Here is a 14203-nt window from a genome sequence, read left to right on the forward strand (position 1 = left end):
ACACCCCCACCATGTGCCCGTCACACCCGCACCACAAGCACGCCGTACACGTCGCACTGAGCCACCCCCCACACTCCCTACCCAGGAGACAGAATGCGACTTCGCAAACGCGGCAGCGGCCGAAGGTCCGTCACTCGGTCCGCCGCCCTCGCCACCCTGCTCGCCCTCGCCGTGGCGGTCCCCTTCACCGCGACCGCCTCCCCCGCACCGGAGCCCACGACGCCCACGGCCTCCGCCGGGACCGAGGAGCAGACCAGGCAGTACGAGATCCACGGCCCGTCCACCGTCGCCGAACGCAACGCCATCGCCGCGACCGGCGTCGCGATCGACGAGGCCCACGACCACACCGTCGTCGTCAGCGCCAACGCCGCCCAGGCGAAGCGGCTCCGCGCACTCGGCCACGTACTCGAAGCCCTGCCCGCGCCGCCGTCGCGCAAGGCGGCGGGCGCGGCCGCCAAGGCGTTCGACTTCCCGTCCGCCGATGCGCGTTACCACAACTACGCCGAGATGAACGCGGAGATCGACCAGCGCATCGCGGCCCACCCGAACATCATGAGCAAGCGGGTGATCGGCAAGTCGTACCAGGGCCGGGACATCGTCGCCATCAAGGTGAGCGACAACGTCGCCACGGACGAGAACGAGCCCGAGGTCCTCTTCACCCACCACCAGCACGCCCGCGAGCACCTCACCGTCGAGATGGCTCTCTATCTGCTGCGTGAGCTCGGCGACGACTACGGCACCGACTCCCGGGTCACCAACGCCGTCAACGGCCGCGAGATCTGGATCGTCCCGGACCTCAACCCGGACGGCGGCGAGTACGACATCGCCACCGGCTCCTACCGCAGCTGGCGCAAGAACCGGCAGCCCAACTCCGGGTCGTCGTCCGTCGGCACGGACATGAACCGCAACTGGAACTTCAAGTGGGGCTGCTGCGGCGGCTCCTCCGGCTCCACCAGCTCGGAGACGTACCGCGGCCGGGCCGCCGAGTCCGCCCCCGAGGTGAAGGTGGTCGCCGACTTCGTACGCTCCCGCGTCGTCGGCGGGAAGCAGCAGATCAAGGCCGGCATCGACTTCCACACCTACAGCGAGCTGGTCCTGTGGCCGTACGGCTACACCACGTCCAACACCGCCCCGGGCCTGACCCAGGACGACCGCGACGCCTTCGCCACCGTCGGCCAGAAGATGGCCGCGAGCAACGGCTACACGGCCGAGCAGTCCAGCGACCTCTACATCACGGACGGGTCGATCGACGACTGGCTGTGGGGCAACCAGAAGATCTTCGCTTACACCTTCGAGATGTATCCGACGGGCTTCGGCGGCGGCGGTTTCTACCCGCCCGACGAGGTGATCGAGCGCGAGACGAGCCGTAACCGGGACGCGGTGCTGCAGCTGCTGGAAAACTCCGATTGCATGTATCGCTCCATCGGCAAGGAGCAGCAGTACTGCAGCGGAAACTGAGTCGCTGGTGCGACTGCAGGGCGTCCGATCCGGGCGCCCTGCAGTTCTTGTGCCGCCGATCGCAAGATCAGCCGAGAACGGCCAGGGCGTCGATCTCGATCAGCAGGCCCTGGGGGAGGCCTACGTAGACCGTCGTACGGGCGGCGGGGGCTTCCTTGAGGTCCTGCTCCTCGAAGTAGGCGTTGTAGATCTCGTTCATCTCCGCGAAGTGGCCCGTGTCCGTGAGGTAAACGCGCATCATCATCACGTCGTCCCAGCTCGCGCCGCCCTCCGCCAGGACCGCGGCGACGTTGGCGAGGGTCTGGAGGGTCTGCTCGCGCAGGGTCGGCCCGGCGACGGTGGGGGCCTGGCCGGTTCCCTCGCGGTCGGCCGGGAGGAAGCCGACCTGGCCTGCGACCTGGAGGATGTTGCCCTTGCGGACGCCGTGGGAGAACTTGGCCGGCGGGGCGGTGTGGGTGGGAGGCGTGATCGCGGTCTTCTCGGTCATGCGGTGTCCTTCGGTGGGCCGGTCTCTTACGAACGGGGAGCAGTGCCTGAGTACTCCCGGGTGATGGCGTCGGCGGTGCGGCGCACCAGCGGGAGGAGAGTGAGAAGTTCCTCGGCGGTCACGACGACATTCGGCGCGGAGACCGACATGGCGGCGACGACGCGGCCGTCCGCACCGCGGATGGGAGCCCCGATGCAGTTGATGGACTCCTCGTGGCCACCGAGGTCGGTGGCCCAGCCCTGTTCGCGTACGGTCGCCAGCTCGTTGAGGAAGGCGCCGGCGTTCGGGATCGAACGGGACGTGTACATGGGGTAGTCGAGGCGCTCGGCGAGGGCGCGGCGCTCGGCTTCCGGCAGGTCGGCGAGGAGCAGCTTCGCCACGGCCGCGACGGTGAGGGCGACGGGCTTGCCGATGCGGGAGTACATCCGGACCGGGTAGCGGCTCTCGACCTTGTCGATGTAGAGGACCTCGTTCTCCTCGTGGACGGCGAGGTGGACCGTGTGGCCGCACTGCTCGTTGAGGGCGACGAGGTGCGGGTGGGCGATCTCGCGGATGTCGAGGTTCTCGACGGCTTCCTGGGCGAGGACGAAGAGGCGGGCGCCGAGGCGGTAGCGCTGGTCCTGCTGGCGGTAGACGAGTCCGTGCTCGTGGAGCGTACGCAGCAGCCGCAGCGCGGTGGACTTGTGGACGCCGAGCCGCTCGGCGACCTGTCCGAGGTCTGCGGGTCCCTGCGCGAGCAGCGGCAGGATGCTGAGCGCGCGGTCGACGGTCTGGCTCATGACGTACGTACCTCCTCCGTGGCCTGCGCGGCTGCGGTCCAGCCGGGGCCGAGGTGAAGTCTCCCCCAGCCCTCGTCGTCGAGGGCGACGAGGCGGTCGGCGTACGGGAGTGTCAGGGGCGCCGCGTAGCGGCTCGTTGAGGGGTGGTGGTCGGGCCGGCGGGTGGGAGGGGGCCCGAGGTCGCCGGGGACGGTGAGGGCGGCGGCGGCCATGAGATGTCCGTGGCGGAGCCGGTCCCGCGTGGGCCGTCCGCGGAGGGTTGCGGAGAGGAACCCGGCGGCGAAGGCGTCTCCGGCGCCGACGGGGGCGACGACGTCGACGCGCGGGGCGGGTACGTGGGTGACGGTGTCGGGGGGCACTTGCCCCCCGGGCCCCCGTACGCCCTGCGGGCGGGCTCCGAAGCCGACCGGTGCCGTCGGGTCGACCGGTGTGTCCGTCCTCAAACGCCGGACGGGCTCCGAAGTGCGGGCGAAGGCCACCGCGCCCCCCGCGCCCTGCTTCACCACCAGCACCGCAGGCTCAGGCAGCGCCTCGCGGATCGCCCCGGGGCCGCGCAGGCCCCACGCCTCTTCCGCCTCGTCCTCGCCGACGAAGACGACGTCGGCGCCGCGGGCGAGGTCGAGGAGGACGGCGGGGTCGTCGTGCCGGAGTCCGGGGCGATGGTTGACGTCGAACGAGACGAGCGGGCGGCCGGCGCGCGGGGCGGTGAGGGTGCGCATCAGGGCGAGGCAGTCGGGTGAGAGGGCCGCGGTGATGCCGGAGAGGTGGAGGACGCGCGCGCCGGCGAGGTCCTCGTGGGGGACGTTGGCCGGGGACATCGCGGACGCCGCCGAACCCGCCCGGTAGTAGAGGACCTCGTGGGCGTCCGTCGCGCGGTCGGTGGCCGTCCGGAAGTAGATGCCGGTGGGGCGCGTGGCGTCCCGGCGGACCGCGGTGGTGTCGACGCCGTACGCCGCGACCGCCGCGATCAGGTGGTCGCCGAAGCCGTCCGCCCCGACCCGGCTGACCCACTTCACCGCGTGCCCCGCCGCCGACAGCGCGCATGCCACGTTCGACTCCGCGCCGCCGATGGTGCGGGCGAAGGACGGCACGTCGGCGAGGCGGCCCGGCCGCGACGGCAGGAACGTGACCATGGACTCGCCGAGGCAGACGACGTCCACGACGTCACCGTCCACGACGTCACCGTCGACGGCTGCGGCTCCGGTCACCCTGGCGCTCCTCGCTGGTCCTGTGGGTCCATTGACCCGGCGTCCGCTCGGATGTTAGACAGCGCCAAGCGATATACGCAACGACTGTTGCGCATATTGCAACACACTCCTGAAGGAGGCTCATATGCCCGCCGACAGCGCCGCCCAGCGGCTCGCCCAGCTGGACCACGAGCCCGTCGACCACCGCTTCAAGGCGCTGCCGCCCGACGCGCAGGGCCTCACCGTCGGCGAGCTGGCCGCCCAGCGCCGCAACCTCTTCACCGGCGGCTTCACCACCCCCGTCCTCGCGCTGTCCGCGGAGTCCCTGGAGCACAACCTCGCCCTTCTGGAGACCTACGCCGAGCGCCACGGCCTCGCGTTCGCCCCGCACGGCAAGACCTCCATGTCCCCACAGCTCTTCGCCCGCCAGCTGGAGCGCGGCGCGTGGGGCATCACCGCCGCCGTCCCGCACCAGGTCCGCGTCTACCGCGCCTTCGGCATCCGGCGCATCTTCCTCGCGAACGAGCTGGTCGACCCCGTGGCGCTCCGCCGGCTCGCCGCCGAGCTGGACGGTGATCCCGACTTCCGCTTCGTCTGCTACGCCGACTCCGTCCGCGGTGTCGAGCTGATGGACGAAGCCCTGCGCGACAGCGGCGCCGGCCGCCCGCTGGACGTCGTCGTCGAGCTCGGCGCGGGCGAGACCGCCCGTACCGGCGCCCGCTCCGACGCCGACTGCGCCGCCGTCGCCGACGCGGTCGCCGCCACCACCACCCTGCGCCTGGTGGGCGTCGCCGGATACGAGGGAGAGGTCCCGGACGCGACGTCCGGGCGGGTACGGGACTGGCTCCGCCGCCTCACCGCTCTCGCCGCCGCCTTCGACAAGGACGGACGCTTCGCCGATGCCCCCGAGATCGTCGTCAGCGCGGGCGGCAGCGCCTGGTTCGACGCGGTCGCCGAGGTGTTCGCGGAGCTCCCCGAGCTGTCCCGCCCCGTGCTGAAGCTGCTGCGCTCCGGCGCGTACGTCTCCCACGACGACGGTCACTACAAGCACCTCACCCCCTTCAACCGGGTCCCGCAGGAGGGCGCGCTGGAGCCGGCGTTCCGGCTCTGGGCCCAGGTCGTCTCCCGGCCCACCCCCCAGCAGGCCTTCACCAACGCGGGCAAGCGCGACGCCGCGTACGACCTCGGCCTTCCCGAGGCCCAGGTCGTCCGGGACGCCCGCGACGGCGAGATCCGCCCGGCCACCGGCATCACGGTCACCGGCCTCTCCGACCAGCACGGCTGGGTCCGTACGGAGGAGGGCGCGGACCTGGAGGTCGGCGACTGGCTCGGCATGGGCCTGTCCCACCCGTGCACGTCGTTCGACAAGTGGCAGCTGATCCCCCTGGTGGAGGCGGACGGCACGGTCGTCGACTACATCCGCACGTTCTTCTGAGCGCCTCCGGGCACAGGAGCAGGAGCCCGCACATGGACCTCGTCATCCGCGACGTACGCGTCGTCGACGGCACCGGCGGTGCCTCCTACCGCGCCGACGTCGCCCTCCAGGACGGCCGGATCGGCGAGATACGCCGCGAGGGCGAAGGGCCGCGCCCCACGGCCCGCCGCACCCTCGAAGCGCGCGGCCTCGCCCTCTCCCCCGGCTTCATCGACATGCACGCGCACAGCGATCTCGCGCTGCTCCGCGACCCCGACCACAGCGCCAAGGCCGCCCAGGGCGTGACCCTCGAAGTCCTCGGCCAGGACGGTCTGTCGTACGCGCCGGTCGACGACCGCACCCTCACCGAGGTCCGCAGGTCCATCACCGGCTGGAACGGCGGTGCGCCCGAGGACACCTCGATCGACTTCGACTGGCGCACGGTCGGCGAGTACCTCGACCGCCTGGACCGGAACTTCGACGGCCAGGGCATCGCCGTCAACGCCGCGTACCTCGTCCCCCAGGGCACGGTCCGTATGTACGCCGTCGGCTGGGACGACCGCCCGGCCACCGACGCCGAACTCCGGCGCATGAAGCAGCTCGTCGCCGAGGGCCTGGAGCAGGGCGCCGTCGGAATGTCCTCCGGACTCACCTACACGCCCGGCATGTACGCGCAGGACGCCGAACTCACCGAGCTGTGCCGGGTCGTGGCGGCCTACGACGGCTACTACTGCCCGCACCACCGCTCGTACGGCGCCGGCGCCCTGGAGGCGTACGAGGAGATGGTCGCCCTCACCCGCGACGCCGGCTGCGCGCTCCATCTCGCCCACGCCACCATGAACTTCGGCGTGAACAAGGGCCGCGCCCCGGAGCTGCTGGCCCTGCTCGACGAGGCGCTCGACGCGGGCTCCGACATCTCCCTCGACACGTACCCGTACACCCCGGGCTGCACCACGCTCGTCGCGACGCTGCCGAGCTGGGCGAGCGAGGGCGGCCCCGAGGCGACGCTGGCGCGCCTGCGGGACGACGGGACCGCCGAGCGGATCCGCCACCATCTGGAGGTCATCGGCTCGGACGGCTGCCACGGCGTGCCCGTCGAGTGGGACACGATCGAGATCTCGGGTGTGAGCGACCCCGGGCTGGCGTCGTTCGTGGGCAGGACGATCCAGCAGTCGGCCGGGATGCGCGGCGAGGAGCCGTGGGTCACCGCCCGCCGCCTGCTCGTCGCCGACCGGCTCGGCTCGACGATCCTCCAGCACGTCGGCCACGAGGAGAACGTCCGGGCGATCATGCGCCACCGTGTGCACACCGGAGGCTCGGACGGGATCCTCCAGGGCCTCAAGCCGCATCCGCGGGCGTACGGCACCTTCCCGCAGTACCTCGGCCGCTACGCCCGTGAGCTGGGCGTCCTCTCCCTGGAGGAGACGGTCGCCCACCTCACCTCGCGCCCGGCGGCCCGGCTGCGCCTCCCCGACCGGGGCCTGGTCCGCGAGGGCTACCGCGCGGACTTGGTCCTCTTCGACCCGGACACGGTCGCGGCCGGCGCCACGTTCGACGCCCCGCGCACCCTCCCGGCCGGCATTCCGCATGTCCTGATCGACGGCCGTTTCGTCGTCGAGGACGGGAAGCGTACGGACGTACTGGCCGGGAAGGCGATCCGCAGGGCGCCGTGAGCGGTCAGGGCTTGGGCAGCGTGCAGCCCGGACGGCCCAGGTCGATCTTGTTGCCGACGCCGATGCACGGGACGACGATGTACGTCTGCTGGCCGTAGTTGATGCCCTCGCGGACGGTCACGTTGCCGTTCTCGTCGACCTCGCACGGATTGTTGTCCGTGCAGCGGCCGCCGTCCTCGTTCCCGGTGTTGTTGACGGCGACGACCTTGCCGGTGGCGTTGTCGATGACGGGCGAGCCGGAGGTACCGCCGATGGTGTTGCAGGACGAGGTGTAGCGGACCGAGTCCTTCCAGGTCCACGAGCCTTCCTTCAGGCGGTAGGCGAACCCGTCGATGTCGCAGCTGTAGATCCGCTTCCAGTAGCCGGAGACCACCTTGATGGCCTTGCCCGCGACCGGGTGCGCCGCGTCCAGCTCCAGCGCCTTGATGCGGTACCGGCTCTCGATCTGTGCGTACGTGGTGGTGAGTTCGTAGAGCGAGACGTCGGTGTCGGTCATCGTCCCGTACGCGATCTTGCTCGCCCGGAGCGTGCCGACTCTGGTCCCGGCGGAGTTGAGGAGTCCGAAGGAACGGGACGAGGGACGGTCGACGATGACCTGGCCGGGTGCGGGGAAGCCGGTCTCCAGGCAGTGGCCGTTGGAGAGTACGAGGGCGGGGTCGTCCGGCTTCGAGTCGGGCGTACGGACGACGGAGCCGGAACAGTTGCTGAGCGCGACGGTCCCGGCGAAGTCGACGGCCTTGGCCTTGGCCTTGGCCTGGGTCCCGGTGGCGGCGGGGGGCGTCGAGGCGATGGCGGGTGCGGCGCCCGCTCCTAAGAGCCCGAGGGCGAGGAGCGCGGCGGCGAGAGGCTTGTTCATGTGGGGGTCCCCTCTTGCGACGTGAGTGGCCGAAGTGACACTTCGGTTTGTCATGCGCATTGTTGGGGCGCCGGCTCAGCCAAGCAAGGCACTGTTTTCGGTCAACTCCCGCTCCCGCCCCCGCTCTTGCCCTGACTGCGCCTGATCCACGACTACGCGCGCCACAACGGCCACGCCGACTTCCTCAGGAAAGGGATCGACGGGACGGTCGGCGCCTGGGCTCTCCCGGCGCGGGGTGCGTACGGGTGTTGGCGGAAGGACTTCCCGTACGCCTTCACCCTTCTACATTGGTTCCCGGATCATTGTCCGCGAGGGGGGCATGGGATGGACCCGATCGTGCTGGCGGCAGGGACCGCCTTGGTGAGTGCGATGGCAACGGACGGCTGGATGCAGGCGAGAACAGCCACCGTGGCGATGTGGCGTCGCATCCGCCCCGACCGTGCCGACCGCATCGGAGCCGAACTGGACGTCCTTCGCACCCAGGTGCTCGCCGCGCGCGAGGCGGACGACGAGGACACCGAGCAGGCGCTGGCCGGGGCCTGGCGGCTGCACCTCCAACAGATCATCGACGCCGATGCCGGCCTCGCCGCCGAGCTGCGGCGGCTGCTGGACGAGCACCTCGGGCCGGTGCTGCCGGAGGACGAGCAGGCCCACGCCAGGTCGATCGTCATGAAGGCCGAGGCTCACGACAACGCCCGGGTGTTCATGTCGGCGCGGGACCAGCACATCACCGGGGAATGACCGCGGGCATGAACACGCCTGCCGGCGACCGGGATCCGAGCCAGGTCCACATCGACGTAGAGGCCCACGACGCGTCCACGGTGAACGTGGCGGCCAGGGACATATACATCACGCATCCGGTCGCGAGAGACGATGAGCAGGACGTTCCCGTCCGCGCGTCCGTCGGCGCCCTCGTGCGGGTGGTGGCGCCTGCCCTTCTGCTCGTCACCGGTGTCGCCCTGATCGGTGCGGCGTACTTCCGCGGCGGCTGGAGCATTCGCGGCGCGCTCCTGCTCGCGGGCCTGGCCTGCGTAGCGACCGTGGTCCCGCTGGTGCGGTCCGGCGTTCGACGTCGGCGGCAGGCCCGGCTGCGCCACAGTCCCGATCTCGCACGCCGTCTCGAACGGCAGTTGAACGGGGCCGCGAAGCAGCTGTCCGGGGAGCTCCTCGCGGAGTGGGAGCGTGAGGAGAAACTGCGCAGAATCCCTCATCCTGGCCCGCTGCCGGTGCGCTGGGAGAACGAGGACGAGTTCACGGACCACTGGTCCAGCATCCGCGGGGACAACGAGCGCGATGAGAGGGTGGATCTCTCCGGCAGGATCACCGACATCGCGGAGGTGTACTCCAGGGTGCCCTCCGGCCGACTGCTCGTGCTCGGCGATGCCGGGGCGGGCAAGTCCGTGCTGGCCCTGCGCTTCGCCCTCGACCGCCTGCGGCGAGCCGCGCCCGGTGACCGCGTCCCCGTACTCCTTCCCCTGGCGTCCTGGGACCCGGAGCAGCGGGGGCTGGAGTCCTGGGCCGCCGATCGGCTGATCGTCGATCACCCAGCACTGGCGGCCCGGACCGTCTACGGGGAGACGGTCGCCATGGAACTCCTGCGCACACGTCGGCTGTTACCGGTGCTTGACGGCTTCGACGAAATGCGCCCTGATGTGCAGGCCGAGGCCGTGCGCAGAATCCGCGCCGCACTGCGCCAGGACGATCGGTTCGTGCTCACCAGCCGGGTGAGCGAATACAGGGCCGCAACGGAGGAGGCCGACGTCGCGCTGCCGGCCGCGGCAGCCGTACGAATCCAGCCCCTGAGCCTGGACGAGTTGGCGGACTATCTGCGCCGGACCGCGCGGAGACGGGTCGGCCGCGGCACGGTGTCGACCAAGTGGGACCCGGTGTTCGCCCGGCTGCGGGCGTCTCCGGGCAACCCGCAGAAACGGGTCCTGCGGAGTGTGCTGTCGACCCCGCTGATGACGAGCCTCGCCCGTATCGCCTACAGCGAGACGGACCGCGACCCCGTGGAGCTCCTGGACGGCCGCCGCTTCCCCACCCGCGAGGCGATCGAGGCGCACCTGTTGGACCAGCTCGTCCCCGCGGTCACCGACCGCGCGGAGCAGACCACCCGGTGGCTGAGTTTCCTCGCTCAGCGGATGGATTCCCTGAGCACCCAGGACCTGGCGTGGTGGCAGCTGAGCCCGGGGACAGCCCGGTTCATGCGGACGTTGGGGGTGACGCTGGCGCTGAGTGCGTCCACGGCCCTCATGTGGTGGCTGTACCACGACCGGCCGACGTCCTTGTTTTTCCTTTTCGAGATGCCGGCCTGGGTTCCGTTCGGACTGCTGTGTCTGGTCTCGGTCACCGAGGTGGCAGTCGGCAGCGGGGCGAGTGATCCGTCCCCACGGCACCTCCCACGCCCCGGGAGATCAGCAACGGCTCGCTTCGTGGTCGTTGCGGTGGTGCTGCTCGGTACCTGCTTCCTGTACCTCTGGCTCAGCGACAACCGGGCGTTTCAGTTGGTCTTTACCGCCAGCTGCGTACTCTTCGCCATATGCACCGGAGTGCTTCGGCGCAAGGGCCGGCTCACGCCCTCGCCGCAGGCTACGCCCGCACCAACGCTGCGAACCCTTCAGGACACCTTCGACCGTCGCCTCAGTGCCGCGACCGCCGACAGTCCCAAGAAGGCTCTGCGCGGGGACCGGCTCGCGACGATGGCGTCGTTGGGGCTGGTCAACACAGTGACGGGCGGCCCTCCGATCTGGCGCGCAGCCGTACTCATGGTCTTGCCGGTCCTGACCTGGTCGACCTCGGACAAGACCCCGGGTGCCGCAGCCGTCGGACCCGGCACCTGGGCGGTCACGGTCGGCGTCACGGTCCTCGCCCTCGCCGTATCGGGAGTGTTGATGTCCTCCTGGGTCGCCTTCGTCGCCGCCAGGGTGTGGCCGTGGGTCACGGGACAAATCCCCTGGAGACTTCTCGACTTCCTGGACGGCGCACACCAGCTCGGCATCCTCCGCCAGTCCGGCAGCACCTACCGGTTCCGGCATGCCAGGCTCCAGGAGCGACTCACCGCCCCGGACGGACATGCGGCCGCGCACCCCCGACCGGCGACCGGCGCCTCGCGGAGCGGCGCGGTCGCCAAGGTCCGCTCCGCAGTGAGCTCCCTGGCATCGCTCGTCATCATCTTTGGCGCGGGTGCGATGTGGGTGGGGTTCGACACCGTCCTGCAGAAGCATGAGGCGGGCCCGCGGAAGACCGTCCCCTCGGCTTGTGAGCTACTGGATCGGCGTGTCCTGGAGAAGGTCTTTCCGGACCTGAGCAGTTGGCGGAGCAACGAAGACCCCGACTTCTGCAAGTGGAGCTCGGGCGATGCGAACGGGAACCATCCGCTTGTAGGGCTCCGGACAGAACTATACGAACCCGGTTACGGGTACACCGCCGTCCAGTCGGCCAACCAATTCTTCGACTCTCGGGACGAAGCGCCACTCGTCGTCCCTTGGCACACAAGGTATCCCGCAGGGCTGGGCGACGAGGCCATCAGCGTGATCAAGTACGGCGACGCTCGTCCGGTGGCCGAGACCACGGTCCGCGTCGACAACCTGCTTGTCTGGGTGAGCTACGAGGTGACCGTGGACTGGGACTCACAAGCCTTGCTGTACGACGAGGGGCACGGGCGCCCCCGGCTGGTGACGGAGCTCCAGCAGGTCCCGGAGCGCCTGGCACGCACCGTCGTGACAGACCTCGGCCCCTGACGTCCGGGCGCGGGCGCGGTCGACGAACGTCACCCCTCCACCCGTCAGTCAGACACGCGTCGCCCTGCGATCCTCGAGGACGTCCGTCGCCGAACCCGTGCGCTGCATCCGCTGCCACCGCAGGCGGTTGCCCATCAGGGCCGTGACCACCGACTGGACGACGACCAGGTACATCAGCTGCCGGTAGACGAAGATCTGGAGCGGCAGCGTCCACAGGGGCTCGAACTTCTCCCGGTCCAGGCGCAGCGCGTACACCGCGCTGAAGACCTGGACCGCGGTGAAGGCCAGCCAGACCGCCGCCGCCTGACCCGCGCCCTGGAACAGCAGTCCGTACAGGGCGAAGACATCGACGAGCGGGGCGAGCAGCGGCAGGACCGTCTGGAACAGCAGCAGATAGGTCAGACCACGGCGGCCGAGCTTGCCCCCGGCACCCCGCTCCAGCAGCGCGCCGCGGTGCTTCCACATGGCCTGCAGCGTGCCGTAGCACCAGCGGTAGCGCTGCTTCCACAACTGCCGCACCGTCGAGGGGGCCTCGGTCCAGGCGATGGCCGACTCCTCGTAGACCACGCGCCAGCCGGCCCGGCCCAGGGCCATGGTGAGGTCGGTGTCCTCGGCCAGGGTGTCCTCGCTGACGCCGCCCACCCCCACGACCGCGTCACGGCGGAACGCCCCGATCGCGCCCGGAACGGTCGGCATGCACTCCATGACGTCGAACATGCGGCGGTCGAGGTTGAAACCGATGACGTACTCGAGGTGCTGCCAGCGGCCGAGGACGCCCTGCCGGTTGCCGACCTTGGTGTTGCCGCTGACCGCGCCGACGCGCGGGTCGGAAAGCGGCTGGATCAGGTTGAAGACCGCGTCGGGCTCGAAGACCGTGTCACCGTCGATCATGACGACTATGTCGAAGTGGGCCCAGGCGAGCCCGGTGTTGAGGGCGGCGGCCTTCCCGGAGTTGATCTGGCGGATCACCATGACCCGGCGGTCGTCGATCGCCTCGGCGATCTCGAAGGTCCGGTCGGTGGACCCGTCGTCGACGACGATGATCTGGACGGCCTGGTGGCTGGAGGCGAGCAGCGAACGCACGGTCGCCTCGATACCCGCTTCCTCGTTGTACGCGGGGACGATCACCGAGACCGGGTCGGTGAGCGGCGGGAAGCGCGGGCCGCCGCGGCGCCGGGAGCGCTTGGCCCGTACGCGCTTCACATGCACACGAGCGACGGTGAACAGCATCACCAGCCGGGCCGCGGTGATCACACCGGCCGCGAGCAGGAACCAGGTCATGCCGTCGGCGAAGGCCCGGGACGCCTGCTGGGCGCGGACGACCGCGGCACCCCTCCACTCGGCGGCCGTGGAGACGCCGTAGGTGGTGCCCTGAAGCCCGAGACCGGCCCCGACGGTCGTGTACCTGACCCGCTCGCCGCGGCCGGCGACCAGCAGCTTCTCGGTCTCGGCGACGGCGGCCGCCGAGTTGGTGAACTGGCGGACGGCACCCTGCTCGGAGGTCCGGGCGGGCTCGTCGGCGACGACGAGGACATAGCCGTCGACGATGGCGCGCCGTGCGGCTTCGCCCATGTCGCCGCAGAGGGTGGCGGCGCCCTCGGTGTGCGGGAGGCGCAGCAGGTGGGTACCAATGCCCGCCGTGCCGGCCAGGACGTTCTGGGTCAGGGCGAGTTCCAGACGGTTCCGGGGCACGGAGAGGCCGGCGAGATTGGCGTCCGTGTAGGTGTGCGAGCCGATCTCGTGACCCTCGTCCTTGATCCGGCGGACGAGGTCGGGGTGGGCTGCGGCCTGGGTACCGGTGAGGAAGAAGGTGGCCTTGGCCTGGTGCTGCTTCAGCAGATCGAGCAGACGTGGTGTCCAGGCCGGGTCGGGGCCACCGTCGTAGGTGAGGCCGACGGTACCGGGGGGCATCCGGGTCGCGAGGACTCCGCCGGTCTTCGGGTCCTGGCGCATGACGGGCCCGTACGTGAACGGCGGCTCCGGCTTGGCCGGGCACCGGGCGGCGGGCGCGGCGGTCGGGGCTATCTCGTGCCGCCCGTAGCCGCTGAAGATCAGGGCGGTGGCGGCGACAGCCAAGGTGAGGATCAGCAGCACCCAGTGAGCGCGGGGGTCCCTGCGCAGGGCGTGCCGGGTCACTTCGGCCCCTTGCCGTCCGCGGCTGGGCTGCGCCGGGGCGCGTTGCCGGAGTTCCCGGGAGGGGCACTCGCCGCCGGACTGGCCGCCGGGGGCGCCTTGGTGGTGGCGGTGGTGGTGGCCGTGCCGGCCCCGCCGGTACCGGGGCTCCCCGACGCGTCGGAGCCGCTGGTGGCGGAGGCCGAAGGAGAGGTCGCGTCCGAGACCGCCTCCGCGTCGGCCTTGCCGTCGGCGGCTTCCCGGGACTCGCCGGTGGACGGGGTCGACTCGTCGGCCGCAGGGGGCGGATCCTGTCGGCTCTGGCTCCAGGGCAGCGGCCCGCCGGCCGGCCCGGCGCCGAAGAACCCGGCCAGAACAATGACGACGAAGCAGACACACGCGGCACCGACGACGACGGATGCGTACCTCATGAGGCGACGCCTGCGCCCCGAGGCATCGACGAATACCGCGTTCTCCTGTCGAGTCATAGCCGCGGA

11 protein-coding genes and 1 pseudogene are annotated in these 14203 nt (G+C 70.8%); 6 read left to right on the plus strand and 6 right to left on the minus strand.

Annotated elements, in window-relative coordinates:
- The first annotated feature begins 93 nt into the window (after positions 1 to 93).
- Positions 94 to 1458, plus strand: a complete 1365-nt coding sequence (locus ACWGI8_RS00180; protein ID WP_453657071.1) for a M14 family metallopeptidase — start codon at positions 94 to 96, stop codon at positions 1456 to 1458.
- A gap of 67 nt (positions 1459 to 1525) precedes the next feature.
- Here the strand turns inward: ACWGI8_RS00180 and ACWGI8_RS00185 are convergent, their stop codons facing one another.
- From ACWGI8_RS00185 to ACWGI8_RS00195, 3 genes are read right to left on the minus strand one after another with little or no spacing between them, the layout of a single operon-like run.
- Positions 1526 to 1945 (minus strand): RidA family protein, encoded by a 420-nt coding sequence (locus tag ACWGI8_RS00185; RefSeq protein ID WP_453657073.1) that lies wholly within the window; start codon positions 1943 to 1945, stop codon positions 1526 to 1528.
- Between the two features lie 26 nt (positions 1946 to 1971).
- On the minus strand, positions 1972 to 2724 hold the full coding sequence (locus ACWGI8_RS00190) for an IclR family transcriptional regulator (RefSeq protein WP_453657075.1): 753 nt from the start codon (positions 2722 to 2724) through the stop codon (positions 1972 to 1974).
- Positions 2721 to 3932: a sugar kinase gene (locus tag ACWGI8_RS00195; RefSeq protein WP_453657077.1), complete on the minus strand. Its 1212-nt coding sequence runs from the start codon at positions 3930 to 3932 to the stop codon at positions 2721 to 2723. The genes ACWGI8_RS00190 and ACWGI8_RS00195 overlap by 4 nt, the downstream gene beginning before the upstream one ends.
- A 124-nt stretch (positions 3933 to 4056) precedes the next feature.
- Between ACWGI8_RS00195 and ACWGI8_RS00200 the strand changes: the two genes are divergently transcribed.
- Together ACWGI8_RS00200 and ACWGI8_RS00205 are read left to right on the plus strand one after the other, a co-directional pair.
- Complete coding sequence (locus tag ACWGI8_RS00200; RefSeq protein WP_453657079.1) at positions 4057 to 5346, plus strand: alanine racemase; 1290 nt, start codon at positions 4057 to 4059, stop codon at positions 5344 to 5346.
- A gap of 32 nt (positions 5347 to 5378) precedes the next feature.
- A complete protein-coding gene (locus ACWGI8_RS00205; protein ID WP_453657081.1) occupies positions 5379 to 6998 on the plus strand; it encodes an N-acyl-D-amino-acid deacylase family protein in 1620 nt (539 codons plus the stop codon).
- A gap of 4 nt (positions 6999 to 7002) precedes the next feature.
- Here the strand turns inward: ACWGI8_RS00205 and ACWGI8_RS00210 are convergent, their stop codons facing one another.
- Positions 7003 to 7854 (minus strand): trypsin-like peptidase domain-containing protein, encoded by an 852-nt coding sequence (locus ACWGI8_RS00210; RefSeq protein ID WP_453657083.1) that lies wholly within the window; start codon positions 7852 to 7854, stop codon positions 7003 to 7005.
- Positions 7855 to 7989: 135 nt separating this feature from the next.
- On the opposite strand from ACWGI8_RS00210, the pseudogene ACWGI8_RS00215 reads away from it, so the two are divergent.
- From ACWGI8_RS00215 to ACWGI8_RS00225, 3 genes and pseudogenes are all read left to right on the plus strand, one after another.
- A pseudogene (locus ACWGI8_RS00215) lies at positions 7990 to 8070 on the plus strand (mycothiol transferase); the annotation flags it as partial.
- A gap of 144 nt (positions 8071 to 8214) precedes the next feature.
- A complete protein-coding gene (locus ACWGI8_RS00220; RefSeq protein WP_453657085.1) occupies positions 8215 to 8595 on the plus strand; it encodes a hypothetical protein in 381 nt (126 codons plus the stop codon).
- 8 nt (positions 8596 to 8603) lie between these two features.
- Positions 8604 to 11594: an NACHT domain-containing protein gene (locus tag ACWGI8_RS00225; protein WP_453657087.1), complete on the plus strand. Its 2991-nt coding sequence runs from the start codon at positions 8604 to 8606 to the stop codon at positions 11592 to 11594.
- Between the two features lie 48 nt (positions 11595 to 11642).
- On the opposite strand, the gene ACWGI8_RS00230 is transcribed toward ACWGI8_RS00225, so the two are convergent.
- Both ACWGI8_RS00230 and ACWGI8_RS00235 read right to left on the minus strand, forming a co-directional pair.
- On the minus strand, positions 11643 to 13730 hold the full coding sequence (locus ACWGI8_RS00230; protein WP_453657089.1) for a bifunctional polysaccharide deacetylase/glycosyltransferase family 2 protein: 2088 nt from the start codon (positions 13728 to 13730) through the stop codon (positions 11643 to 11645).
- Entirely contained in the window at positions 13727 to 14194 is a 468-nt protein-coding gene (locus ACWGI8_RS00235; RefSeq protein ID WP_453657091.1) for a hypothetical protein, read from the minus strand. Before ACWGI8_RS00235 ends, ACWGI8_RS00230 begins: the two co-directional genes overlap by 4 nt.
- Positions 14195 to 14203: the final 9 nt, after the last annotated feature.

It is taken from the genome of Streptomyces sp. NPDC054841, assembly GCF_053611045.1.